Source organism: Comamonas testosteroni (assembly GCF_014076415.1).
In the GTDB taxonomy this organism is placed as follows: Bacteria; Pseudomonadota; Gammaproteobacteria; order Burkholderiales; family Burkholderiaceae_C; genus Comamonas; species Comamonas testosteroni_F.
Window position 1 is genome coordinate 2,494,110 of record NZ_CP043568.1, and the last position, 23,916, is coordinate 2,518,025.

Annotated in this window: 20 protein-coding genes; 6 read left to right on the forward strand and 14 right to left on the reverse strand. The window is 62.0% G+C overall.

The genetic code is table 11. From position 1 onward, the window contains the following. The first annotated feature begins 24 nt into the window (after positions 1–24). From F0P97_RS11395 to F0P97_RS11415, 5 genes are all read left to right on the forward strand, one after another. Positions 25–2,607, forward strand: coding sequence for a TonB-dependent siderophore receptor (locus tag F0P97_RS11395; protein ID WP_182286795.1), 2,583 nt, complete (start codon positions 25–27; stop codon positions 2,605–2,607). Between the two features lie 10 nt (positions 2,608–2,617). Then, positions 2,618–4,258: a PepSY-associated TM helix domain-containing protein gene (locus F0P97_RS11400; RefSeq protein ID WP_182286796.1), complete on the forward strand. Its 1,641-nt coding sequence runs from the start codon at positions 2,618–2,620 to the stop codon at positions 4,256–4,258. Further along, positions 4,255–4,572 (forward strand): hypothetical protein, encoded by a 318-nt coding sequence (locus F0P97_RS11405; protein WP_232538207.1) that lies wholly within the window; start codon positions 4,255–4,257, stop codon positions 4,570–4,572. Before F0P97_RS11400 ends, F0P97_RS11405 begins: the two co-directional genes overlap by 4 nt. Next, positions 4,569–4,925, forward strand: a complete 357-nt coding sequence (locus F0P97_RS11410; protein ID WP_182286797.1) for a DUF3325 domain-containing protein — start codon at positions 4,569–4,571, stop codon at positions 4,923–4,925. Before F0P97_RS11405 ends, F0P97_RS11410 begins: the two co-directional genes overlap by 4 nt. A 353-nt stretch (positions 4,926–5,278) precedes the next feature. Next, positions 5,279–6,709 carry a chloride channel protein gene (locus F0P97_RS11415; RefSeq protein WP_182286798.1) on the forward strand — a complete coding sequence of 477 codons (1,431 nt, stop codon included), beginning with the start codon at positions 5,279–5,281 and terminating at the stop codon, positions 6,707–6,709. A gap of 172 nt (positions 6,710–6,881) precedes the next feature. Here F0P97_RS11415 and F0P97_RS11420 read toward each other — a convergent pair whose 3' ends face one another. The 3 genes from F0P97_RS11420 to F0P97_RS11430 form a co-directional block, all read right to left on the reverse strand. After that, positions 6,882–7,526 (reverse strand): dihydrofolate reductase family protein, encoded by a 645-nt coding sequence (locus F0P97_RS11420; protein WP_182286799.1) that lies wholly within the window; start codon positions 7,524–7,526, stop codon positions 6,882–6,884. 230 nt (positions 7,527–7,756) lie between these two features. Beyond that, positions 7,757–10,150 carry an adenosylcobalamin-dependent ribonucleoside-diphosphate reductase gene (locus F0P97_RS11425; protein WP_182286800.1) on the reverse strand — a complete coding sequence of 798 codons (2,394 nt, stop codon included), beginning with the start codon at positions 10,148–10,150 and terminating at the stop codon, positions 7,757–7,759. A 256-nt stretch (positions 10,151–10,406) separates the two neighbouring features. After that, a complete protein-coding gene (locus F0P97_RS11430; protein WP_182286801.1) occupies positions 10,407–12,086 on the reverse strand; it encodes a 2-isopropylmalate synthase in 1,680 nt (559 codons plus the stop codon). Positions 12,087–12,361: 275 nt separating this feature from the next. Here F0P97_RS11430 and F0P97_RS11435 point away from each other — a divergent pair, with 275 nt between their 5' ends. After that, positions 12,362–13,177: an AraC family transcriptional regulator gene (locus F0P97_RS11435; protein WP_182286802.1), complete on the forward strand. Its 816-nt coding sequence runs from the start codon at positions 12,362–12,364 to the stop codon at positions 13,175–13,177. Between the two features lie 131 nt (positions 13,178–13,308). Here F0P97_RS11435 and argA read toward each other — a convergent pair whose 3' ends face one another. The 11 genes from argA to F0P97_RS11490 all read right to left on the reverse strand — a co-directional run bounded on the left by argA (position 13,309) and on the right by F0P97_RS11490 (position 23,872). Then, positions 13,309–14,655 carry an amino-acid N-acetyltransferase gene (gene argA / locus F0P97_RS11440; protein ID WP_003079639.1) on the reverse strand — a complete coding sequence of 449 codons (1,347 nt, stop codon included), beginning with the start codon at positions 14,653–14,655 and terminating at the stop codon, positions 13,309–13,311. A gap of 292 nt (positions 14,656–14,947) precedes the next feature. Beyond that, on the reverse strand, positions 14,948–15,406 hold the full coding sequence (locus F0P97_RS11445; RefSeq protein WP_182286803.1) for an SRPBCC family protein: 459 nt from the start codon (positions 15,404–15,406) through the stop codon (positions 14,948–14,950). A gap of 97 nt (positions 15,407–15,503) precedes the next feature. Continuing rightward, on the reverse strand, positions 15,504–16,061 hold the full coding sequence (locus F0P97_RS11450) for a class I SAM-dependent methyltransferase (protein ID WP_182286804.1): 558 nt from the start codon (positions 16,059–16,061) through the stop codon (positions 15,504–15,506). A 45-nt stretch (positions 16,062–16,106) separates the two neighbouring features. Next, on the reverse strand, positions 16,107–17,000 hold the full coding sequence (locus F0P97_RS11455) for a phosphatase PAP2 family protein (RefSeq protein WP_182286805.1): 894 nt from the start codon (positions 16,998–17,000) through the stop codon (positions 16,107–16,109). A 139-nt stretch (positions 17,001–17,139) separates the two neighbouring features. Beyond that, positions 17,140–18,051, reverse strand: coding sequence for a type II secretion system F family protein (locus tag F0P97_RS11460; RefSeq protein WP_182286806.1), 912 nt, complete (start codon positions 18,049–18,051; stop codon positions 17,140–17,142). A 27-nt stretch (positions 18,052–18,078) separates the two neighbouring features. Next, a complete protein-coding gene (locus F0P97_RS11465) occupies positions 18,079–19,068 on the reverse strand; it encodes a type II secretion system F family protein (protein ID WP_182286807.1) in 990 nt (329 codons plus the stop codon). Positions 19,069–19,089: 21 nt separating this feature from the next. Continuing rightward, on the reverse strand, positions 19,090–20,511 hold the full coding sequence (locus F0P97_RS11470) for a CpaF family protein (RefSeq protein ID WP_182286808.1): 1,422 nt from the start codon (positions 20,509–20,511) through the stop codon (positions 19,090–19,092). 30 nt (positions 20,512–20,541) lie between these two features. Next, positions 20,542–21,702 carry an AAA family ATPase gene (locus F0P97_RS11475; protein ID WP_182286809.1) on the reverse strand — a complete coding sequence of 387 codons (1,161 nt, stop codon included), beginning with the start codon at positions 21,700–21,702 and terminating at the stop codon, positions 20,542–20,544. A 16-nt stretch (positions 21,703–21,718) separates the two neighbouring features. Continuing rightward, complete coding sequence (locus F0P97_RS11480) at positions 21,719–22,168, reverse strand: TadE/TadG family type IV pilus assembly protein (RefSeq protein ID WP_182286810.1); 450 nt, start codon at positions 22,166–22,168, stop codon at positions 21,719–21,721. Continuing rightward, a complete protein-coding gene (locus F0P97_RS11485) occupies positions 22,165–22,608 on the reverse strand; it encodes a TadE/TadG family type IV pilus assembly protein (protein WP_182286811.1) in 444 nt (147 codons plus the stop codon). The genes F0P97_RS11480 and F0P97_RS11485 overlap by 4 nt, the downstream gene beginning before the upstream one ends. Positions 22,609–22,612: 4 nt before the next feature. Then, positions 22,613–23,872 (reverse strand): pilus assembly protein TadG-related protein, encoded by a 1,260-nt coding sequence (locus tag F0P97_RS11490; protein ID WP_182286812.1) that lies wholly within the window; start codon positions 23,870–23,872, stop codon positions 22,613–22,615. Between the last annotated feature and the right edge of the window lie 44 nt (positions 23,873–23,916).

Sequence of the window (23,916 nt, forward strand, 5' to 3'; positions counted from 1 at the left end):
CAAGCAATTCACAGGATTCATCTGATGAAAAGAAATCACTCTCATTTTTCTTCTGAACAAGAGGAGGGTACGGCTGCGGGTTCACATTGTGGCAGTCTGCGCAGCGTGGCTCTGGCCAGCGCCATGGCTTGTCTGGCATGGTCAGCTCTGGCGGTGTTGCCGACGGCTCATGCCCAGAGCGCAAGCAGCCAGACGGCCATGTCCACCTCGCGCAGCCTGAGCCTGCCTGCCCAGCCCCTGGGACAGGCATTGAATTCGCTGGCACGCACCTGGGGGGTGTCGGTCTCTGTTGATGCTGCCTTGGTGGAGGGCCGCACGGCGCCGGCGCTGCAAGGCGTTCAGACCTTGAACGAGGCGCTGGCCAAGGCGCTGGCGGGGAGCGGACTGGAGGCTGTGCCTGTCGGGTCGGCCATCACCGTGCGCCGTCACAGCAGCCAGACCGGCATGCTGGGCGAAGTGACGGTGACGGCCCAGGCTCAGCGCGAAGCCACGGAGGGCAGCGGCTCGTATGCCGCCTCGCACGTGTCCCTGGGCAAAGGGCAGGACATCCGCGAGACACCGCAGTCGATCTCGGTGGTGACGCGCCAGCGCATTGAAGATCAGGCCCTGAGCAATGTGGGGGAGGTGATGCAACAGACCACCGGCGTGACGGTGGACTATGGCGGTGCGGGAGGGTTGGGCGGTGCGGCCACCAAGTTTCTGTCGCGCGGTTTCGAGATCAGCAATGTGCAGATCGACGGAGCCAGCGTGGACGCTTTCAGCCAGCAGCTGTTCGACCCCAATCTGGCCATGTATGACAGTGTGCAGGTGGTGCGAGGCGCCAACGGCCTGTTCAGCGGCAACGGGGAGCCTGGCGGTGCCATCAATCTGGTGCGCAAGCGTCCCACGGCGCAAAGGCAGATTCTGGGCTCGGTGGGCGCCGGCAGCTGGAACCGCAAGCAGGCCGAGCTGGATGTTGCGGCTCCATTGAATGAAGCAGGGAGCCTGCGTGGTCGTGCAGTGCTCGCGCATTCGGACAAGAACTTCTTCTATCGCGGAGCGGATTCGCAAAACAGCCTGCTCTACGGCACTCTGGAGGCCGATGTGAGCAACTCCACGCGTGTGAGCCTGGGAGCCAGCTACGACAAGCTCAAGGCCACACCCTGGCGCGAAGGCCTGCCGCGTGCCGCCAATGGCGACGATCTGAAGCTGTCCCGCAAAACCGCGCTGATGGCAGGCTGGAGCCACTACGACAAGAGTGCCAAGGAGGTTTTTGCGCAGCTCGACCAGCAACTGGCGGGGGACTGGAAGCTCAAGGCTCAAGTCAATTATCAGAAGGTGGACAGCGATGCGCGGCTGGCCAGCCTCAGCGGAGCCGTTGATCCTGCAACAGGTCTGGGCTCCAGCTGGACCGGCTTTTCCAACGACTTTCGTTCGGAGAAAAAAAGCCTGGATGTGCATGCCAGCGGCCCGTTCTCGCTGTTCGGCCGCAAGCACCGCTTGCTGCTCGGCGCGGACTGGAGCAAGGTCCGTGACGATCAGGACACCTATTACTCCGAGATGGATACATCGCTGTCTCTGACCAATGTCCATGAGTTCGATCCCGGCAGAATTCCCCCTGCGGTACGCGAGCGAATGACGCGCAGCTATCCCGGCTATGGTGCCACGCAAAAAGGCTTTTATGGTCGTGCCAACCTGAGCCTGACGGATCAGCTCACCGCCATTGTCGGAGGACGCTATGCCAGCTACTCCTACGACACGCCATACATCAACTACAACTCCGATGGCAGTGTTCGGGCCAGCGGTCGTGAGTACTACAGCGAAAGCGGCATCTTCACCCCCTATGCGGGCCTGGTGTATGACCTGGGCAAGCAGTGGACGGCCTATGGCAGCGTGACCGAGATCCACAAGTCTCAGGCCAATATGCTGGCCGGGCCGGCACCGGGGGCTGCGCTGGACCCGATCAAGGGTCGAAGCTTCGAGCTGGGCATGAAGGGAGAGCTCGCCGACGGCAAGCTCAATACTGCGCTGGCCTTGTACCGTATCGAGCGCAAGGGGCAGGCGGTGCGTGATCCGCGTTATCCGGAAACGGATGTGGGGAATCTGGGCCTGAGCTGCTGCTATGCCCCGCAGGGCAAGATCATCAGCCAGGGGCTGGACATGGAAGTGAACGGTCAGCTGGCGCAGGGCTGGCAGTTGTTTGCCGGCTATACCTATAACCACAATCGCAACAAGACCGACCCGTCGCAACTGGTCTATAGCTCCATCACACCCAAGCACCTGTTCAAGCTGTGGAGCACGTATCAGTTGCAGGGCCAGCTCTCGCCATGGACGTTGGGCGGTGGCGTGACGCTGCAAAGCGCCACCTATGTCAGCGGCACGGCCAACAGCTACAACCCGGCATCGGGCCAATACGATGGAGATGCCGTTCCTTTCCGCTTCGCTCAGGCCGGCTACGCCGTCTGGGGCGCCAGCGTGCAATACCGCATCAATCGCAACTGGTCGGCCGCACTCAATGTGCACAATCTGTTCGACAAGACTTACTACAAGACGGTTGGGACCTCGGGCAGTGGCAACTGGTATGGCGAGCCGCGCAGTGTCCTGCTGACCTTGCGTGGCGCATTCTGAGTGGGCTGACATGAGCGGCAAGCCAGCATCTCAGCCCGGACTTCGCCAGACCATGTCATGGCTGCACACCTGGTGCGGCCTGGTGTGCGGCTGGCTGCTCTGCGCCATTTTTCTGACGGGCTCGATCAGCGTGTTCCGTGAGCCCATCACGCTATGGATGCAGGGAGGGCCACTGGAGGGCAGCGGCCAGCAGCCGCTTTCTCTGGACGAGCGTCTGCTGGCCTTGCGGCTGGCCGAGCAGCACCTGAGCAAGACGGCGCCGGATGCGAGTATCTGGCGCATCGGTCTGCCGCTGCGCACAGGCGAAGGTGTCAAGGTATTCGCACATACCCAGGACGGCGATCTGCAGGCCAGCCTGCATGCGCAGACGGGCGAAGCCTTGCCCGAACCCGCCACGCGCGAGACCGAAGGCGGCCGGCATTTCATGTCCTTTCATTATTCCCTGCAGGGCGGCATCGCGGGCTTCTGGGTGGTGGGACTGGTATCGATGTGCATGATGGTGGCGCTGGTCTCGGGCGTGATCGTTCACCGGCGCATCTTTCAGGACTTCTTCACTTTCCGGCCTGGCAAGGGGCAACGCTCCTGGCTCGATGCACACAATGCATCGGCCGTGCTCACGCTGCCGTTTCTGTTCATGATCGTCTACACGGGACTCGCGCATTTCTACACCAGCTATATGCCTTGGCCGTTGCATTCGCTGTATGGGCAGGACCGTTCGGCCTACAGCCGCTATGAGTCCGAGTTGAGCGCCAGACCCAAGGCGAATACGCCTTCAAATGTGCTTGCCATTGCAGCTGTGGACCTTGTCAGCCTTGCGCAGCAGCCCCAGCCCCTGCTGACGGAGCCTGTTGTGGGCGTCGTGGTGCAGCGACCTGAGGGGGCGCCGGCCACGATACGCTTCACGGAAGGCAAACCGGAGACAGCGGCGACGCGCCGCCTGGTCAACGCCTCGCGTACCGTGACCTTCGATGCCGTCAGCGGTCAGGTGCTGGAGCCACCTACAAATCCCCTGTCCCGCAATCTGGCGAGCGATACCTATCCAGTCATCAGCGCGCTGCATCTGATCACCTTTGGTGGCTGGACGATGAAGTGGCTGTACTTCGTTCTGGGTCTGATTGGCACCGCAATGATTGCCACCGGATCGATATTGTTTGCAGTCAAGCGTCGTGCAAAAAGCGGTCATGAATGGGGTGGGGCAACGCATTCCATGTACCGCAGCATCGACGCGCTCAATGTGGCAGCGCTGGCAGGGGCTGCACTGGCGTCGATTGCCTACCTGTATGGCAATCGCCTGCTGCCCCTGGTACTGGAGGAGCGTTCCAGCTGGGAAATCCGCGTGTTCTTTGCCGTCTGGGCCCTGAGCCTGCTGCATGCTCTGCTGCGCACAACGTATAAGGCATGGCGCGAACAGCTATGGATGCTGGCCTTGCTGTGTCTGGGTTTGCCACTGCTCAATGCCATCACTACAGGCCATCACCTGCTGCTATATCTGGCGCAGGGCGACGACCGGCGAGGTGGGCTGGAGCTGACCTGCATGGCGCTGGGTCTGCTGGTGGCCTGGGGCGCATGGCGGCATGAAAAGTCGCAGCGTAGCAAGAGCGTGAAGCAGCAGCGTGCGGGTCGTGGCGCGGTTACGGGAGGTCTCACATGAAAGCGGCGGCAATGACCAAGGCACAGACCACGCGCTATCGCTGGGCCGTGCTGCTGCGCGTGCTGATGGTCACGCTGGGTGGCTATGCGCTCACGGCGCTGGCATGCGCCGTGCTGGCCCATGCGCTTGCGGCCGTGGGTGCCATGCAGCGTGCACCTGCGGTGTTGTTATCAACCTTGGTCAGCTTTTTGCTCTACACCGCAGTGGCACTTTGGGCCTTCCATGTGCGCAACCTGCTGCGCGTGATGGCATGGATGGCGGGCTCGGCTGCCTTGCTGACGGCTGCGCTGCAGGCGCTGAAAGGCCTGGCATGAGTCTGTGGCCGGTGATGGTCTGCGCCGTGGCGCTATGTCTGGCAGGCATGCTGGTGCTGAGCCAGGCGATGGACAGGCATTGCGATCAGCTTGTACCGCGCGGCGAGCCCGGGCCGGCGGTGCGGGTCGTGCTGCGTCTGGCGGGGGCGGCGCTGATGCTGCTGGCACTGTGGCACTGCGCAGGCTTCTGGGGTGGCGCGGTGGGAGCATTGGTCTGGCTGGGCTGCCTGAGTGTGGCCGCGCTGGCCCTCACATGGCTGCTCGCCTATATGCCTCGGTGCGCTGCAGCGCTTGTGGGGACGGGCGGCCTGGCTGCCTTGGCCTGGACGGTTCTGGTCGCATCAACGAGATGACCGCTGCTGCAAGATCGCAGTGGTTATTTCAGGGGGAGTCAGAGGCGTGATCTTGGGCATAGTCCGGAGTTCACAGGCCGAGACCGCGGACTCCGGATCGTTTTGTCGCAAAGGGCTGTCCGGTTATCGATGCATCCAATCGGCAGTCTAAAGATGGACCGGAGCTGTCTGCTCGGCCATGAGCTATCTACCGGATGCTGGCCGGGATTTTTGACGGTTTTTTGCACCTCGGGCGGCCGTTCTGGAAACCTCTTTGTGGATTGTTGTGGCTATTGCCGATGTGTGAAGCCGTGTAGCAGGCGCAAAATACATGCATTCGCCGATTTTCCCCGCTCCGAAACGATTGCCCGCCCATGCAGCAAGAGCCAGATTTCTTTCACAACCTCAATGAAGAGATGCGCGACGGAAAGCGCTGGCTGGAGCGGACGGTGGTGCTGGCATATGCCGCGGCAGCGGGCCTGAGTGTGGTGGCTTTCACGCTGCTGGCCGAAGCGGCGTTCGGCTTTTTCGAGAGCATCTACCACGGTGTCAATGGCTGGCTGGTGCTGATCTGGATGCCCGCCATCACGGCGGCAGCAGTCTGGGCAACGCGCAAATGGGCTCCCGGTGCCAGCGGCTCGGGCATCCCGCAGGTGATTGCCACGCTGGAGCCATCGGTCGATGCTGGTTTGCGCAAGCGCTTTGTGTCGCTGTGGCTGTCGTTTGCAAAGATCGTGCTGTCCAGCGCGGGCTTTCTTGCGGGGCTGTCGATAGGACGGGAAGGGCCGTCTGTGCAGGTGGCTGCAGGTGTCATGCATTCGGCGCGACGCTGGTTGGGCCCCAAGTCCGTCATCAATACCCATGCCTTGCTGGTGGCTGGTGGAGCGGCGGGTATTGCTGCAGCCTTCAACGCGCCGCTGGCGGGCGTGGTGTTTGCAATCGAGGAACTCTCGCGCAAGCTGGAGTCGCGCTCCAGCGGGCTCATCATCGCGGCCATTGTGCTGGCCGGTCTGATGGGGGTCTCGGTCTTCGGCAACCTGAGCTACTTTGGTCGCATTCGTGTGGCAGAGCTCGGCTGGCGTGATCTGCTGCCTTGTCTTGCCGTGGCCCTGACCTGCGGCGTGCTGGGCGGCTTGTTCGCCAAGCTCATGACCCACTCGCTGACTTCGTCCACCGAGCGTCTCAACAAGCTCAGGTCACGCTTTCCCATCCGCTTTGCGGCAGCGCTGGCCCTGCTGATTGCCGTCATTGGCGTGGTCACCGGCGGCGCCACCTTTGGCGCGGGCTCCGAAGCCGTCAAGCATATGCTGCAGGGCGAGGCCGATGTGCCCGAGTTCTATGTCACGCTCAAATTCATCGCCACCTGGCTATCGGCCTGGGTGGGCGTACCCGGCGGTATCTTTGCGCCTTCGCTGTCGATTGGCGCAGGCGTGGGGAATAACGTTGCATCGATTGTTGGAACTACGGATATAGCTCCTGCATTGATAGCAATGGGCATGGCGGCCTTCCTGGCGGCAGTCACCCAGGCGCCGCTGACGGCCTTCATCATCGTGATGGAGATGGTGGACGGCCACTCACTGGTGCTGAGCCTGATGGCATCGGCCATGATCGCCAGCATGATCTCGCGCATGATTGCGCGGCCGCTGTATGAATCGCTGGCCTTGCACATGCTCCAGGTGGCAAGGGCCTCTTTGCCCAAGGAGCCGGAGCCTGAAGCCACTGCGGCTCCAGCGGAGTCCACGCAGCCAGTGACACTGGATGAGTCATCCGAGCCCGATGCGCTGCAAAAGTCGCGTCAAGACTAGGCTGTCGGTTGAATCGATGAGCAGCGTCTAAGCGGAATTGAACAAGCTCTGGGCCAACGGTCTTATGCACGGGTGACGTCAGGCGTGAAGGTAATCTGGACGTGAGGTGTAGTCGCTGAGTCGGGTCTACATGCTCTTTGAGCGTGTCGCTGTGCATGGCGCGCTTCGGGCATTACGCTTGTTTGCGCACCATCACATGCATGGCTCGTTCGCCCTGTCTCACTTCGGCGACCTCATAGCCCAGCGCACGCATGTCCAAGCCCTGCCAGAGGTTTTCGCCGGACCCCATCAACAGAGGACGTACAGCTAGGTGAATCTCATCGACCAGGCGCGCCTGAAGGAACTGTCGCACGGTGGCTACGCCGCCGCCAATGCGAATATCGCGATCACCTGCTGCCTTGGCTTGCGCCAGCGCCGATGCAATCCCGTCAGTGACGAAGTGAAAATCAGTGCCTCCCTGCATGCGCAGCGAGGGCCGCGCATGGTGGGTCAGGACAAATGCGGGCACGTGATAGGGCGGCTCATCGCCCCACCAGCCCTTCCAGCTTTCGTCGGGCCAATGGCCGCGTATCGGTCCGAACATATTGCGCCCCAGAATCCACGCACCGATGTTCTCGAAGGAGCGTTCGGCCATCTGATTGTCGACACCTGTTTCGCCGATCTGAGACCCCCCATGCATGCGCTGAAAGACTTGAGTGGGGAAGAACCACTCAAGGATCTCAGGCCCACCGACGCCGAGGGGGTGCTGCAAATCCTGGTTGGGGCCAGCGGAGTAACCGTCCAGCGAGATGCCGAAGCAGAGGACTTTGACTTTCATGACGGAACACCTTTCAGATGAGAGAGCGATGATCGATGGCCTCGATATCAACGTCTGTACCTAGCGTTTCCACATGCCTCGGCCCCCCTTCGCATTGTTGAGCGCAGGGTGTTGGGCCCGAAGACGCGTCGGACCGCTGCTTTGGGCATCCGCCTGAATGGACGCTGCTGCTGCGGGCCCTGTCATCCAGCTCGCTGCTCCGCTTGGTCGCAATTCAAGCGATCCATTCTTCAACCGCATGACCCCACAAAGCCGCAGGCGGTACAGAACTGACAGCCATCCTTTTTGATCATGGCATGTGCTCCGCAGTCGGGACATTTTTGACCGGTGACTGAGGCATTGCTCTCAGCTGGAGATGCCGGCGTGGCCGCCGTGCTGGGCGCGGGCTGAGGCAGGCCACGGTTGGCGATGATGCTCTGGATGGCATAGGCCAGCAGGGCCACCTCGCTGTCGTGCCAGAGCGGGATGCTGCTGCCGTCCTCGCGCGTTCTGCTGCCATAGCGCACGGGGCCGCGATCCCAGGCCACCTTGCGCAGATCGGCCAAGGCCTTGTCGAGAAAGCCGCCACGCGCGGCCAGGCTCAGGCTGCGCATGGTGGCCGTGATCCATTGCTGGCTCTCCCCGGTCTGGCCCACGGGCATGAAGAACTCGATGGGACGCTCCACACCGTCGACCACCATGAAGCTGACGACCAGGTAGAGACGCCTTATGCCGTCATGCGTGAAATATTCGATCTTGTCCACCACGGCGTTGAGCGGCCCCTCGGGGCGGCGCTCGATCACGGCTGTCATGCCGTTGGAGCCTGAAAAACTGATAGCGGCTTGCGCTTTATCAGTGGGCGTTTGAGAGGGTTTTGAGGCCGATTCTGTGGAGAGCACTGCACCCAGCGTATCGTTGGGGCGGTAGGTGGCACAGCCCTTGAGGCCGGCCTCCCAGCATTCCATATAGAGGTGTTTGAAGTCCTCGAACGGATAGTCGGCCGGGATGTTGACGGTCTTGGAAATCGAGGTGTCGATAAAGGGCTGGACGCAGCGCATCATGGCCACATGCTCGCTGGCGCTCAGCTCCAGGGCGCTGACAAAGCACTCGGGCAGCGGTGCCTCATCGCCGTGCAAGGCCTTGTACAGGCGGTAGGCGTGATCCTGCACGGTGTAGAACTGCTCGCCGCCGTCGGCCGTGCGCTTTTTGCGCGTATAGGTCCAGGAAAAAGCGGGCTCGATGCCGTTGGATGCATTGTCGGCAAAGGCCAGCGACACGGTGCCCGTGGGGGCGATGGACAGCAGATGGCTGTTGCGCAGCCCATGTTTTCTGATGTCCGCACGCAGTTCCTTGGGAAGGCGTTTGGCAAAGCCGCTTTTCAGATACTGCTTGGCGTTGAGCAGCGGGAAGGCACCTTTTTCCCGTGCCAGCTCTACCGAGGCTGCGTACGCTGCATCACGCATATTGCGGGCTATGGTTTCGGCCTGCTGCAGACCTTCATCGCTGGCGTAATGCAGGCCCAGCAGAATCAGGGCGTCTCCCAGCCCTGTGAAGCCCACGCCGATGCGGCGCTTTTGCTGTGCCTCGCGCTGCTGCTCGGGCAGGGGCCAGACGGTGGCATCCAGCACATTGTCCAGCATGCGTACCTGAACCGCGACGGCGGCGCGAAAGGCTTCCAGGTCGAAGAAAGCCTGGGGGGTGAACGCCTCGCGCACAAAGCGCGTGAGGATGACCGGGCCCAGATCGCAGCAGCCGTAGGGCGGCAGGGGTTGCTCGCCACAGGGATTGGTGGCGGCAATCTGCTCGGCATACCAGAGGTTGTTATCGGCATTGATATTGTCGAGGAACAGAATGCCGGGCTCGGCGAAGTCATAGGCCGAGCGCATGATGGCATCCCACAGCGTGCGTGCAGGCTGGCTTTGATAGACCCAAAGACCATCGTCGCGGCGATGGGCGCCGGCCTGTATCTGTGCCTCGCTGGGGCTGGCGACATGCACCAGCTCCCATTCGGCGTCGTCCCTGACTGCCTGCATGAAGGCGTTGCTGACACCGACCGAGACATTGAAATTGTTCCAGCGGCCCTTTTGTCGCTTGGCGGTAATGAACTCCAGCACATCGGGGTGGTCAATGCGCAGCACGCCCATCTGGGCGCCGCGTCGCGCACCCGCCGACTCCACCGTGGTGCAGGATGCATCGAAGACATCGATGAAGGAGCAGGGCCCCGACGCATTCGAATTGGTGCCGCGCACCAGCGCACCACGTGGGCGCAGATTGGAAAAGTCATAACCCACGCCGCCGCCGCGGCGCATGGTCTCGGCCGCCTGCGACAGCGCCGTGTAGATGCCGGGGTTGCCCTGGGTGTCGAAGCCATTGGTGGCATCGGCGACGGGCTGCACAAAGCAGTTGATCAAGGTGGCCTTGGTGTCCAGCCCCGCAGCCGCCATGATGCGGCCGGCACCGATGGCGCCGAGTTGCAGATTGAGCAGAAATTTTTGCTCCCAATGGGCTTGAATCTCGGGCTTCTCAACGGCTGCCAGGGCTCGTGCCACGCGGGCAAACAGGTCTTGTTCGGATTGCTCGCCGTCGGCCAGATATTTTTCGGCCAGCACATCCTGGCTGATGGCCTGTGGAGGGAGTGTGTTCATGGCATGCCTCATGCTAATCGGATGTCGCCTTTGTAGTGCAGACTGTTTGGTAGTGCTGTGACGCAGCGCAACATCGGCGATGCACCAAGTGGCCAGAGGCCTCCATCGGCAGAACGGGCCCGCCCCAAAATTGTGACAGACCCGCCGAAAATAGATGGAAAAGACCGGGTCGGCGTATGAGGGAGGGCACCGCGCAGGCCAGGCCTCAACAAACGGTATCGGCCGACGACAGGGCGAAGCAACGATCTATCGAAGGCTACGCTCGGGTCTGAATCATGTCCCCCTCAAAGCGCGCAGCGGCATTCATGACCGCCATCACCGATGCGGTGACGATGTTCGCGTGCATGCCTACGCCAAACCGTGAGCCGGGCACGCCAGGCCATGCGGCTTCGATGATGGCAACGGCGCAGGCATCGGCGCCGTTGCCCAGGCTGCGCTCTTCGTAGCTGTCGATGCGCAACGGCAACTCCAGTGCAGCGACTGCGGCTGCAATAGGGCCGTTGCCGATGCCGGTGCGCAGCCTGGGTTGCCCGTCGGCATCGTTCCAGTGCAGTTCGATACCCTGGCCTTGCGGGCTGTCGAACAGGCGATGGCTTTCATAACGCAGTGACCGAGACCCGGCTCGGACATGCAGGTAGGTGGCTTCAAACAGCTCCCAGATTTGTGCGCTGCTGAGCTCGGTTTCGCTGCTGTCGGCCCAGGCCTGGACGATGGCGCTGAACTCGATCTGCATGCGCCGCGGCATGGTGATGCCTCTGTCCTTCTGCAGCAGGAAGGCAATGCCCCCCTTGCCGGACTGACTGTTGACACGCACTATGCTGTCATAGGTACGTCCCAGGTCCTGCGGGTCTATGGGCAGATAGGGTACGCGCCACGGAGCATCGGCTTTCTGCGCCGCAAAGCCTTTGGCAATCGCATCCTGGTGCGAGCCGGAAAATGCCGTGAACACCAGATCGCCCACATAGGGGTGGCGTGGGTGGATGGGCAGGGCCGTCGAGGCTTCGGCGATGCGTGCCACGGCCGCGATGTCGGAGAAATCCAGGCCCGGGGCAATGCCCTGGGTGTAGAGGTTCAGGGCCAGCGTCACCAGATCCACATTGCCGCTGCGCTCTCCGTTGCCGAACAAGCAGCCTTCCACGCGCTGGGCGCCGGCCAGCAGGGCCTGCTCGGCACAGGCTACGCCAGTGCCTCTGTCGTTATGGGGGTGTACTGACAACGTGATGTGTTCGCGCCGTGCCAGGCGCTGCTCCATCCATTCGATCTGGTCGGCAAATACATTGGCAGTGGACACCTCCACCGTGGTCGGCAGGTTGATGATCATGGGGCGCTTGGGGCCGGCATCCCAGGCGGCAATGGCGGCATTGCACACCGCGAGGGAAACCTCCAACTCGGCCATGCAAAAGGTTTCCGGGGAGTACTGCAGCACCCATTCGGTTTCGGGGTGCTGCTCGGTCAGCTCGAGCAGATAGCGCACATGGTGCTCGACCATGGCAATGATCTGCGGCACTTCCATGTCAAAGACGATTTCGCGGAAGGCCGGGGCTACGGCGTTGTACAGGTGCACGATTACGCGGCGTGCGCCGGCCACGCTGCGCACGGTGGTGGCAATCAGGTCCTCGCGCAGCTGGGTGATGACCATGGGCGTGACATCGTTGGGAATCAGCTGGGCGTCGATGAGGTGACGCACGATGTCGAAGTCGGTCTGCGAAGCGGAAGGGAAGCCGACTTCGATTTCCTTGAAGCCGATGGCGACCAGTTCCTCGAACAGTCGCAGCTTGCGCTCGCGGTTCATGGGTTCGAACAGCGCCTGGTTGCCGTCGCGCAAATCGGTCGAAAGCCACACGGGCGCTTGCGTCAATGTACGGGCAGGCCATTGGCGGGTGGGCAGGTCCACAACGGGAAATGCGCGGTATTTGGTAGAGGGATCAGCCAGCATAGAGACCTTGGAGTTGAAGAAACGATCACCTGGTCTCCCTGCCCGGATGGGGCTGGCTAAGGCCGGGGTCTGGGAAGACCAGGATGGGAGCATGCGCGAACGCGTGCATGCGGACCCCGACCAGATGTCAGAGCCAGTAGGCGTAGCGAAAGCGGGTGGCGATGTTTCACGGCAAAAGTGCGGGTTGATGCAGACGGTAGGGCTACTTTATGTCGTCAACGGTATAGACTTCTATCGATAGACATCCATTTGTTGTAGATATTTGGACAGATTGAATGGGTTTTGCATCCCCCGAACATGGCGCGCATGCGCTGGATCTGCAGCATGCTCAGCTTTCGTCACTGCCTGTCACCGGCGTGGAGCAGCGCTATCCGCCTGGTCATGTGGTGCCGCAGCACAGCCATGCCCGTGGTCACGTCATTTATGCCTCTGAAGGCGTGTTGCTGGTCGAGTCCCCCTGCGGGCAATGGCTGGTTCCGCCGACCACTGCGGTGTGGCTGCGCCCGGGCATGCTGCACCGGATCACGGCGACCACGGCGGTGCGAGCCTTCGGTCTGTTCATTGATCAGGCGTGCTCGGCAGGCTTGCCTGCACAGGACTGCGTGCTCCATGTCTCGCCGTTGGTCAGGGAGCTGATGGCGGCGCTTGTCGACTTGCCCCATCAGGGGCCGCATCGCTCGCGCGATGCGCTGCTGGGCGATCTGCTGCTGGAGGAGTTGAAGGCGCTGGCGCCGCTGCCGTATTACCTGCCATGGCCGGAAGACATGCTGATGCGACGCATCTGCGAGAGCATGCTGAGTGCACCGGCGCAGCGCACCACGGTGGAAGCCCTGGCCCGGCAGCACGCGCTGACGCCAAAGACGCTGCACCGTCGTTTTCTGAAAAGCACCGGGATGAACTGGGGTCGGTGGTATCAGCAGATGCGGCTGATGGCTTCCATCCCCCAGTTGCTGCAGGGCATGGCCATCATGACCGTGGCGCTGGAAAGCGGCTATGAAAGCCATAGCGCCTATTCGGCGGCTTTCCGCAAGCAGTTCGGCCGCCCGCCGTCAGAATTCGCAGCTACGGCGGACAGAGCAAAGTTGCGTTAGCCGGTCTTGCAGCGCCCTGAGCTGTTGCTTGCGTAGCCGGTGCCTGCCACGTCACATCTCTTTGCTTCCCCAAAATAGCCTCCAACGCTTTCTCATCAGGTGCTGGAAGCTATGTTCGATAGTGGAGCGGATTAGAGCTTCTTCACCAGCACCTGGCTCTTGCGGCCCCAGTTGTACTTGGCCTTGCGGGCTTCCGGCAGCCATTCGGGCTCCACGGGCTGGAAGCCGCGCTTGATGAACCAGTGCATGGTTCGCGTGGTCAGCACAAACATGGTTTCGCAGCCCAGGGCGCGAGCGCGCTGTTCGATGCGTTTGAGCAGTTTTTCGCCATCGCCCGTACCCTGGCTCTTGGGAGAGACGGTGACGGCGGCCATTTCGGCGGTCTTGGCCTCGAGGTAGGGGTGCAGGGCCGCGCAACCGAAGATCACGCCGTCATGCTCGATGACGGTGTAGCTGGCGATATCGCGCTCGATCTCGGTGCGGTCGCGCTTGACCAGCGTGCCGTCGCGTTCGAAAGGCTCGATCAGCTGAATGATGCCGCCCACGTCGTCGATCGTGGCCTCGCGCAGTTCTTCGAGCTTTTCGTCAATGACCATGGTGCCTATGCCGTCGTGCACATAGATCTCCAGCAGAAGCGCTCCGTCGGTCGAGAAGGGCAGGATATGGCTGCGCTCCACGCCATGCTCGCAGGCGCGCACGCAGTGCTGCAGATAAAAGCCCACATCGGTAGGCTGCTGTGCAGGCGGGAGCTGGGCCAGCAGGCGGCGCGCGGCGTCCAGCGGCAGCTCGGTATCGATGGGGTTGTTCTCGTCGGCCGGGCCGCTGGGGTCCATGCGCACGCCGGGCACTTCGGTCAGGAACAGCAGCTTGTCGGCCTTGAGCTCGATGGCCACGCGGGTGGCCACTTCTTCCATGCTGAGATTGAACGCCTCACCCGTGGGCGAGAAGCCGAAGGGCGAGACCAGCACCATGGCTTCGGAGTCCAGTGCGCTGCGAATGCCTTCCACGTCGACCTTGCGCACCAGGCCGGAGTGCATGAAGTCCACGCCATCGACGATGCCCACGGGACGTGCCGTGAGGAAGTTGCCCGAAATCACGCGCACGCGCGCACCGGCCATGGGCGTATTGGGGAGACCCTGGCTGAAGGCTGCTTCGATCTCGTAACGCAGCTGGCCGGCCGCTTCCTGGGCGCAGTCCAGCGCAATGGAGTCGGTGACTCGCATGCCGTTGTAATAACGCGGCTCCTGGCCCTTGAGGCGCAATTGCTCGTTGACCTGGGGGCGGAAGCCGTGCACCAGTACGATCTTGACGCCCATGGCCTGGATCATTGCCAGATCCTGGACGATGGAGCTGAGCTTGCCCGCATCAATGGCTTCACCAGTCAGGCCCACCACAAAGGTCTGGTGTCGGAACTTGTGGATATAGGGGGCCACAGACCTGAACCAGGGAACAAAGGTGAAATTGAAGACGGTGGACATGGCAGTGCGCGAAAACCTCGAAAAGCGGGAAAAAAGGCCTGCGTCGGGTATTACGCAGGCCTGAGGCGCAAAGTGTAGCGGTTACTCGCGTGCCTTCGCTGGGTGCAGCAGGGTTTTGTGCGCGCTGATCGCACAGTTTGTGGTTTTTGTGGCGCGGTGTTTTCAAAAAATGACGACTTGTACCCGGGAGTGGCTCCCGGGGCCATGTAAGGCAGATGCGGACATGGCTTGCCGGTCATGATGGGCCTGGACCCAGATTCCAACGGACCTTGCCTGGCCGCGCATTGGAGCGCTAGTTCCAGTTGTCGATCTTGGTATCTTGGGGAGACGGGCTGCCTTTGCCGCTCTCGGCCAGAGCTTTGAGACTGAGCAGGAAGACAGCCCATTTCATGCTGCAATGGGCTGTGAACTCGACCGTTTCGCGCCAGTTCCGGTGGCCGAACAACAGAATGGTGTACCCGTCCTGGCGGCTCAACTCGAAAGTTGCCTCGGTACCTATCCATTCTTGGGGCCCGTCCGTGAAGCGCCAGCGCACGCTGTGCTCTGTGTCCTGCCTGACGAGGTCGAAGCATATTTTCCCGAGCTCCTGACCGGTCTGGTCGGTGAAGCGCGCGCTCATCGCGACTTCGGGCCCTGCGCTTGCGCTCATCTCCCGGGTCCACCAGCCGGCTATACCTGCAACGGAAGAGATTGCCTGGAAAACATCGCCGATAGGCGCTCTGATGCCAATTCTATGAATGATGTCCACCATGTCCTCGATCTCCTCGCGGATTCAGATGGCTCAACGATACAGGTAAATTGGCGCCTGCCATGCAGCAGCTCCACCGGGAAGGCCAGGCAGCGCAGGCTCAGGGGCGTGAGAACACTTCCACCCGTGCCGGCGGCAGATTGCCCCACACGGTTTCGCGGTCTATGCGCTTGAGGCCTGCGCTTTGCCAGGCGGATGCGCCAAACAGCGAGTAGGTGAACTGGATCACGCGGCCATCGCTGGTGAGCGAGCGGGCCCAGGTATCGGTGATCTTGTGCACGGACTGATGGGGCAGTGAGCGAAGCGGCAAACCGGAGACTACGGCCTTGACCGCTGCACGACCGAGAAGCGAGGGCCAGTCACCGGCATCGGCATGAAAAACGCTGATCTGAGGGAATCGCTCGGACAGGTAGCTGGCGAACGAGGAGGACTTTTCTATGATCACCAGTCTGCCGGGCGCGATGCCGCTGCGCAGCAGTGACTCGGTGATGACTCCTGTTCCTGCTCCAAGCTCTACCACCAGGCCCTCGTCTCCGCCGCACACCAAAGAGGCCATGGTGTTGCCCAATCGCTCCGAACTCGGGCACAGGGCGCCGATCTCGCGGGGAGACCGTATCACTTCGTTCAACAGCATGAAGTTGCACGACATATTTTTCATTCAGAACTCTCCCAAGTCTGACCCATTGTGCGGATGAGTTTGAAATCATCGCTGCAGGAAATATTGAACGCGCCTCGTCAGATAGATGGAAAAAACGGTAACAATGCCGCTGCCCAGCATGTCCACCAGATAGTGCCCGCCGTTGATGGGCGTGGAGATCAGCATCAGGATGTTCAATGCAAGCACCCAGCGAAAAAGCCGGAGCTGTCTGTAGGCATGGATGAGCAGCAAGGCAATCGTCGCGTGATAGGAGGGGAACGTGACAATGCCCTTCAGATCCCCGAATGCGAACTCGCTCAGGCTTCTCTCCCTGAGCGCCATGAAGTGAGGCAGGTGCACGGCGTTTTCCAGACCTACGGAGTGGTAGAAAAGAGTGCCTGCGGCCGGCAGCAGGCCCGATAGCAGGGCCGTCAGCATCAAGGCAGTGAACGACGACCACCACAGCTCCTCGTTTCTGTCGTCTCTTCCGCAGTGCGAGAGGTAGATGATCGAGAAAAAGATCTGTGGCAGCAGGCTGAAATAGGCCAGCGTGAGGATGGCTCTGAGAAGTGGGTGTTGCTGGACAAAGTCATAGAAAGCCAGCCAGTTGAATCCCAGAGCCTGATCCAGTCTGGTGAATTGGGCATCGAGCAGCGGCAGGTTCAGGGTCGCGAATATATAGGTCAGTATCGTGCCGATCAGCGCTGTCACTATCCACAGGGCTGCGTAGAAAGACATCTCGGACAAGGCCAGGCTACGCCCCGAATATCCATAGATCAAGCTGATGCTCAGCAGGATCAGAGTCGTCCAGAGCACCGGCTCGGTACCGGAAAAGGCAAGTGGACGGGCATGTATCCACAGGGCTTCTCCGAGGGCAACGGCGGCCAGGAAAAGCATGGGCGCGAGCTTTCGGGGACTGATCAGTTGCCAGCCATTGACGGTTCCCTGCATCAAGTTCATCGCAAGCTCCCTTGTGGATCCATTCGATCGTCCGTGAAGGCCGGCTGCCGCAGGCGCTCCAGGCCAGGGCCGTCCTCGCTTGGCGGCATGCCCGGATCGTCCGGGGCATGCAGCAGTGGTGCGGCAGTCCAAGCCCGCCCTAGGCGCTTCCCGCGATCATGGGCAGTACCATGCGCAGCAGTCTGATGATTGCCGGCCCCAGAACCACCATCACGATGGCAGGGAAGATGCAGGTCACCAGCGGCAGCAGCATCTTGGTGGGGATCTTGGCGGCCAGCTCCTCGGCACGCATCTGCCGCTTGTGACGCAGATCGTCCGAGAATACGCGGATGGAGTCGCCGATGCTGGTGCCGAAGCGGTCCGCTTGCGTCAGCATGGCCGTGAAGGCGTGAATCTCGTCCACTCCGGTGCGGGCGGCCAGGTTGCGCAAGGATTTCTCGCGGGTGCTGCCGGCGCGCATTTCCAGGTTGGTCCAGTGAAGCTCCTGGGCCAGGGCTTCGCTTTTGATCCGGATCTCGGCAGTCACCTTGCCCAGCGCTGCATCCAGTCCCATGCCTGCCTCCACGCAGACCAGCATGAGGTCGGCGGCATCGGGGAAATTCTCGAAGATCTCGCGTTTGCGGCGCGCGGCCATCCAGCGCAGCACCAGATTGGGCAGATAGCAGGCCACCAGCCCGGTGACCAGCGGATAAAGCAGGAGTTGCAGGCTGTCTGTCGTGCCCTGGGCCAGCATCAGCGAATAGACCAGGAACATCATCACCAGAGGCAGCAGCGTCTTCGCGCCAAAATACAGCAAGGGCGCGTTTTCGTTGCGAATGCCTGCATTCAGAAAGCGCAGGCGCAACGGGGTGGCATCACTGCCTGCGGTGGGGGAGGACAGGTGAGCGAACGGCCCCACCAGCTTGACGGCGGTTTCTGTCCAGCCGCTGGACAGAGGGGCCGGGCTCAGCTCTTGCAGGCGCTGTTCGGTGACCGTGGGCGTGGCCCAGAAGAACAGGGCTCCTGCAGCCAGCATGAGGGCAGCGAAAGTGAGCAGGGCGACGATTAACATGGCGGACTCCTTGCGGTTTGGACGCACTCATACCCGTATGCGGACAATGCGGCGCAGCATCAACACGCCGATCACCATGAGTCCGGCCAGCCATTGCAAAATGACGATGCCTATGGGGTCGGTCCACAAGGTGGACATGAATTCCGGGTTCACGAAATTGAGCAGGGCTGTCAGGGCAAAAGGCATCAGCCCCAGGATCCAGGCCGACAGTCGACCTTCGGAGGACAGAACCCGGATCTTGGCGTGAAGCTTGAGCCGTTCGCGGATCAGGCGACTCAGATTGCTCAGCATCTCGGTGAGGTTGCCACCCGATTCGCGCTGTATCAATACGGCGACGATGAAGTAGCGCAGATCGGTGATCGGTATTCTTTCTCCGAGATTGTTCAAGGCCTGCTGCAGCGCTGTGCCGTAGTTGATCTCGTCGTGCACAAGGCGGAACTCGCCGGCTATGGGCTCGGACAGCTCTTCTCCGGCCATTTGCAGGCCTGCCGAAAATGCGTGGCCGGCGCGCAATGCCCGTGCAATCAGATCCAGCGCTTCGGGAATCTGGCGCTCCAGCAGGCCCAGGCGCTGACTGCGCTTGCGCTGCAGGTAAAGCCACGGCAGGCTGCCCAGGACGGCACCGGCGAGCAGTGCCAGCTCCATGGGCACATGGAACATGCTTGCGGCCAGCGCACCCAGGAAGAACATTATCCCGATGCCGAGCAGCAAACCTGAGACCGTCCATTCCAGGCCTGACTGAACAATCACGCGGTCCAGCTGGTGGGCGCGTGGCATGCTTTGCAGCATGCGCTGCATCCTGGGCATATCGCTGAGCACGCGTTCCTTGACCAGCTTGGTCGGATTGCTGTGATCGTCCGCGGCGGACAAGGCCCTGAGCCGGCGTTCAAGCCGCTTTGCCTCGGGACTCTTGTACTGCTTCCAGACCATGTGAGCGCCTTCGAGCAGCAAAAGCACGGCGGCAAACACCAGTGCAATGATCACCAGGATCGAGTGGGAAGAAGAAAAAGACAGCATGGCAGCACCTTTGGGCCGAGTTCATTGATAGTGACGCTCTGGAGCGAAGATGCTGTCGGGCAGCGCAATGCCGAAGCCTTTGAGCCGGTCGGCGAACTTGGGCCTGACGCCCGTGGCGTGGAAATACCCCTGGACTTCGCCGCTTGCACCAACGCCGGTCTGGGTGAAGGCAAAAATCTCCTGCATGGTGACCACATCGCCCTCCATGCCGGTGATCTCCTGGATGCTGGTGATCTTGCGCTTGCCGTCGGTAAGCCGCAGCACCTGCACGATCACCGTGATGGCCGAGGCAATCTGCTGGCGCGCGGCCTGGTGCGGCAGATTGAGGCCAGCCATGCCGACCATGTTCTCCAGACGTGCCAGCGAGTCGCGCGGAGTGTTGGCGTGGATGGTCGTCAGCGAGCCTTCGTGGCCGGTATTCATGGCCTGCAGCATGTCTACCGCTTCGGCGCCCCGGACTTCGCCGATGATGATGCGGTCAGGGCGCATGCGCAGCGCGTTACGCACAAGGGATCGCTGCGTGATTTCTCCACGGCCCTCTATATTGGGTGGGCGCGTTTCCATGCGCACCACATGAGGCTGCTGCAGCTGCAGCTCGGCGGCATCCTCGATGGTGACCACACGTTCCACGGCGGGAATGTAGCCCGAAAGAATATTGAGCAGCGTTGTCTTGCCGGCGCCCGTACCCCCGGAGATGATCATGTTCACCTTGGCCTTGGCCAAGGCTTCCAGAGTCAGGGCCATCCCTGGTGTCAGACTCTTGAGGTCCTGGATCAGGTTCTCCATGCGCAGCGGGATGCGCGCAAAGCGCCGGATCGACATCATGGGGCCATCGAGCGCCACGGGCGGGATGACGGCGTTGACGCGCGATCCGTCAGGTAGGCGGGCATCGACCATGGGACTGGACTCGTCGATGCGCCGGCCGATGCGCGAGACGATCTTGTCGATGATGCGAAGCAGATGCTTGTCGTCCGTGAAGACCACGGGCGTGAGTTCCAGGCGACCAAGGCGCTCCACATAGATCTGATCGTGGCGGTTGACCAGGATGTCGGAGATCGCAGGGTCGGTCATGAGCAGCTCGAGAGGGCCGAAGCCCAGCATCTCGTGCTGGATGTCGCGGATCAGCAGCCTTCTCTCCAGATCGTTGACGACCGCAGAGTCCTCCTCCAGCAGGCGCTCGGTCATGCTGGCAATTTCCTGCTGCAGCGTCTGCGTGGGCAGCGACTCCAGCGCTGCCAGGTCGAAGCGCTCCAGCAGCTTGGCATGAATGCGCGCCCTGAGCGCCAGATAGGCGGCGGAGTGCCCGTAATGCGGGGCGGCGGGCGCAGAGGGCGGCGTTTGCGGCTCGGCGACCTCGGGCGTGTCCGCCGCTTCGGGAACAACCTGCAGCGCCGGCTTGGAGGCGCGTGTCGCTGATGTGGCCAAGAAATCTCTGAGTGACATGACGGTCTCCTTGTGCGCTAGGGGGATGGCTCATGCCCGGCGGAAGAGCCGGTTCAAAAAGCCGTTGCTGTCTTCCCGGACCTGAGGCGACAGTGCATCGGCCCAGGCGCCCAGTTCGCGGACCACGGCGCTGTTGCGGCAGGATTCGGCCAGCGGCACTCCCGCATTGATGGTCGCCTGCACTTCCGGTGCGGCGTCGGGAATGCTGCGCCATTGCTGCTCCAGGCCCAGTGCCTTGCGCACTTCGGGCAGGCCGATTTCGCTGCGCCGGTCGACCCGGTTAAGTACCGGGTACAGGCGGCTTTCTGGATAGCCCAGATCGCGGAACATGTGCAGCAGCTTCTGCGCATTGCGCACGGCTGGCACATTGGGCAGCAACACGGGAACGATCAGCTGGGCCCTGTCGAGCACCCGCAGCGCCAGCGGATCAAGCACACGCCCCATGTCGATCAGGACAAAGTCATAGTGCATGCTGGCGAGCTGCAGGATTGCATCCACATGCGCCGGCTCCACTTCCATGGCATGCATGGCGCTTTCGGGGGCCGCCAGCACATGCAGGTGAGGAGTGATCTTGACGGTGCTGGCCGTGAGAAAGGACGCATCGAGGCGATGAATGTCGCGGGCCACATCTGCCAGGGTCGAGGCGGGTTTGGATTCATGCAGATAGGCCAGGGTGTCACCGAACTGCAGATTGAGGTCGATCAGCAACACCGAGTGCTTGCGCGCCAGCATCCAACCGAGATTGGTGGTCAGAAAGGTTGCTCCGCTGCCGCCCTTGCAGGGCAGCAAGGCCATGATCTGGCCCTGATGGCGGTCCGCTGTGTGATGCTGCAGCTTGGCCGCGATGCGGTGCACTGCGTCCAGCAGGGCCTGACGCGGAGCCGGTGAAGTCAGCACTTCGCGAACGCCGGCACGCATGGACTGCAGCAGGAACTCGGGGGTCTGCTGGGCACACATCAAGATGACGGCAATGTGCGGTTGATGCGTGGTCACATACTCCACCGGCGCGAGGTCGGCCGGCTCGCAGCACATGCCGTCCACAATCATCAGATCAGGCCGGTGCTGCTCGGCAATCGAAGGCATGCGTGTCTTGCCGCCTTCGAAGGTCTGGACCTGGTGCGATTGCTCCTGCAGCACGCGGGCCATCTCCTGAAGATGGGTGGTGTTGGGAGAGATGATGGCGATTTTCATGATGTGGCACCCCTGGTTAGCTTGAGCAGGCCGTGCTGCTGTTGATGTCCTGGCGCATGACTTCCCGGGGCAGCGTGCTGGCGAAACTGGGCATGGGAATGGCCGTTTGCAGCCCCTGGCCCACGATGGGCGATATCCATTGGAATTTCAGTCCCGTGATCGAGACGGTCACGCTTTGGCAGCTTGCCGTGGTGCAGCCGGAGGGGGCCCAGCTGACATTGATGGTGCTCACCTGGGGCAGCAGGGCCTGCATGCGGGCAAGCACCTTGGACTGCTGGGCGGTGTCGTCGCAGACCGCGGCATACCGTGCCCCGGCCCGCGCAGCCTCGTTGGCCGCCACCCAGGTGAACAGCATGCGGCTGAAATCCAGGATGCCGAACAGAAACATCAGGAAGACCAGCAGAGCCAGGGCAAACTCGATGATGGTTGCTCCGCGCTCGGAGCGGGAGTGACGTGGCGTTTTCATGTCTGTGTCCTCATCGTGGCGGCGATATTGCTCAGCGTCAGGCCGCCGTTGGCATCGCCTAGTTGCAAGCCGAAGACGCTGGCGGTCATGGAGCGAAAGCGGTAGCCGGTGACGGTTACGGTGACGGTGTTGATCAGCGGATAGGTTCCGCTGGTCTGCCAGGAGCAGCTCACGGAGCCGGTGTTCAGGCCGGGGGCCAGAGGTGTGGTTCCCGCCGTGGTCTGGCCGTATACCACCAGGTTCTGTGCCTGGCTGCAGCCGGTGTTGGGCAGCTGCACCGAGAGATAGCGCACAGCATCGCGCACCGATTTGGTGACTGTGTTGTATTCGTAGAGCGCGCGGCCGAATTCGACGACCAACATGCTCAGCAGGAGTAAAAAGGGCAGGATCAGAGCCAGTTCCACCAGCTCCACCCCCTGTTGCCTATGGTGCTTGGACATGTGTTCACCTCACGAGGACGGGAACCAGCGGGCCGGCCGAGCCGCCTGCGAGTCCGCTGGTGGTGCAGGGGCTGCCAGTGGCGCTGGCATTGCCCAGGTACTCGAGCTTGACGTCATCGACCGGGATCGCCATGGGCTCGAGCATCAGCATGCAGGCGAAATCGACCACCTTGCGGCCGGTATCGACGATGGGCACCGTCACGATGCGGCGGTCCGCGCCATAGGCCCTGTGCTGGGCCGATGTGGCAACCGAAGAAAAGCCGCCACCCTGCTGCCCGCACTGGGCGGGGTTTTTACCACAGGGCGTGAACGCCAGGCGCTGGGCGAGAAAGTTGGGCGTGCTGCCCGAGCTGCCGTTGTAGGCGCTGCGGCCGGCACTCCAGGTGCTGGTGTTGTAGATATAGCCGGTGTAGTCGGGCCGGCCCACGCTGGGTCCGCTGGAGTTCTTGTAGATGCCGAACCGGTAGTTCCAGATTTCGACGATGGAAGCCTGAACGCCGGGTGTGCCCAGGGTGTCGCCCAGCTTGCTGCCGCAATGGCCGTTGAGCTCGTCGGCGGTCTCGGAGGCACTGTTGGAGCCGTCCAGATTGGCCCAGCCGAAGGTGCTGCCGCCGCTGGACTTGGCCAGCAGGGTGAGCCAGTCCCCGGCTGTGTAGCCGTAGTCGGGCTTGGTTGCCCCAGGCGTTTTTGCCTGAAGTGCTACGGGAATCGGGCAGGCGCTTTGCGCACTGGCCCGTGTGGCCACCGCATAAGCGCCCACACTGCCGGTGGCCGGAAAGCTGGTGCTGTCGCCTGATAAGGCTCCCAGTGCCTTCAGCAGCCATATGCCGATATTGGATTGAGTGTGCGTGCACTGCGAATAGACGGCAGCCGTCGCGCTGGTGGTGCTCAGATAGCTGGCGTCGCGAAAGCTGACATCGGCGGCGGTGATCTGACCCTGGCCGCTCCAGTTGGCCGACTGCAGGTTCACTCCGTTGAGATTGCCGGCAGCAACACCTGCGCTTACGGCGCGGCTGATTGCATCGGGCTGCTTGTTGAGTTCGCGCGCTGCGGCCAGCGCGCAGCTGTCAAGTGCCGTCTGCAGCTCTGTCCTGACGATGAACAGGCGCCCGAAATCCAGCGCGATGCCCATGAATCCCAGCAGCAGCAAAAGAGCCAGTGCTGCCGTGACGATGATGGCGCCATGCTGCTGGCGCCGTGAACTGCGCCGGCTGCGGCTTCCGGCAGGCCGCACCAGGGTCGGGGCAAGAATGCGGGTGCTCATGATGGCCTCTCATAGGGCGGCAGAACCGGTGAATGATTGCGGGT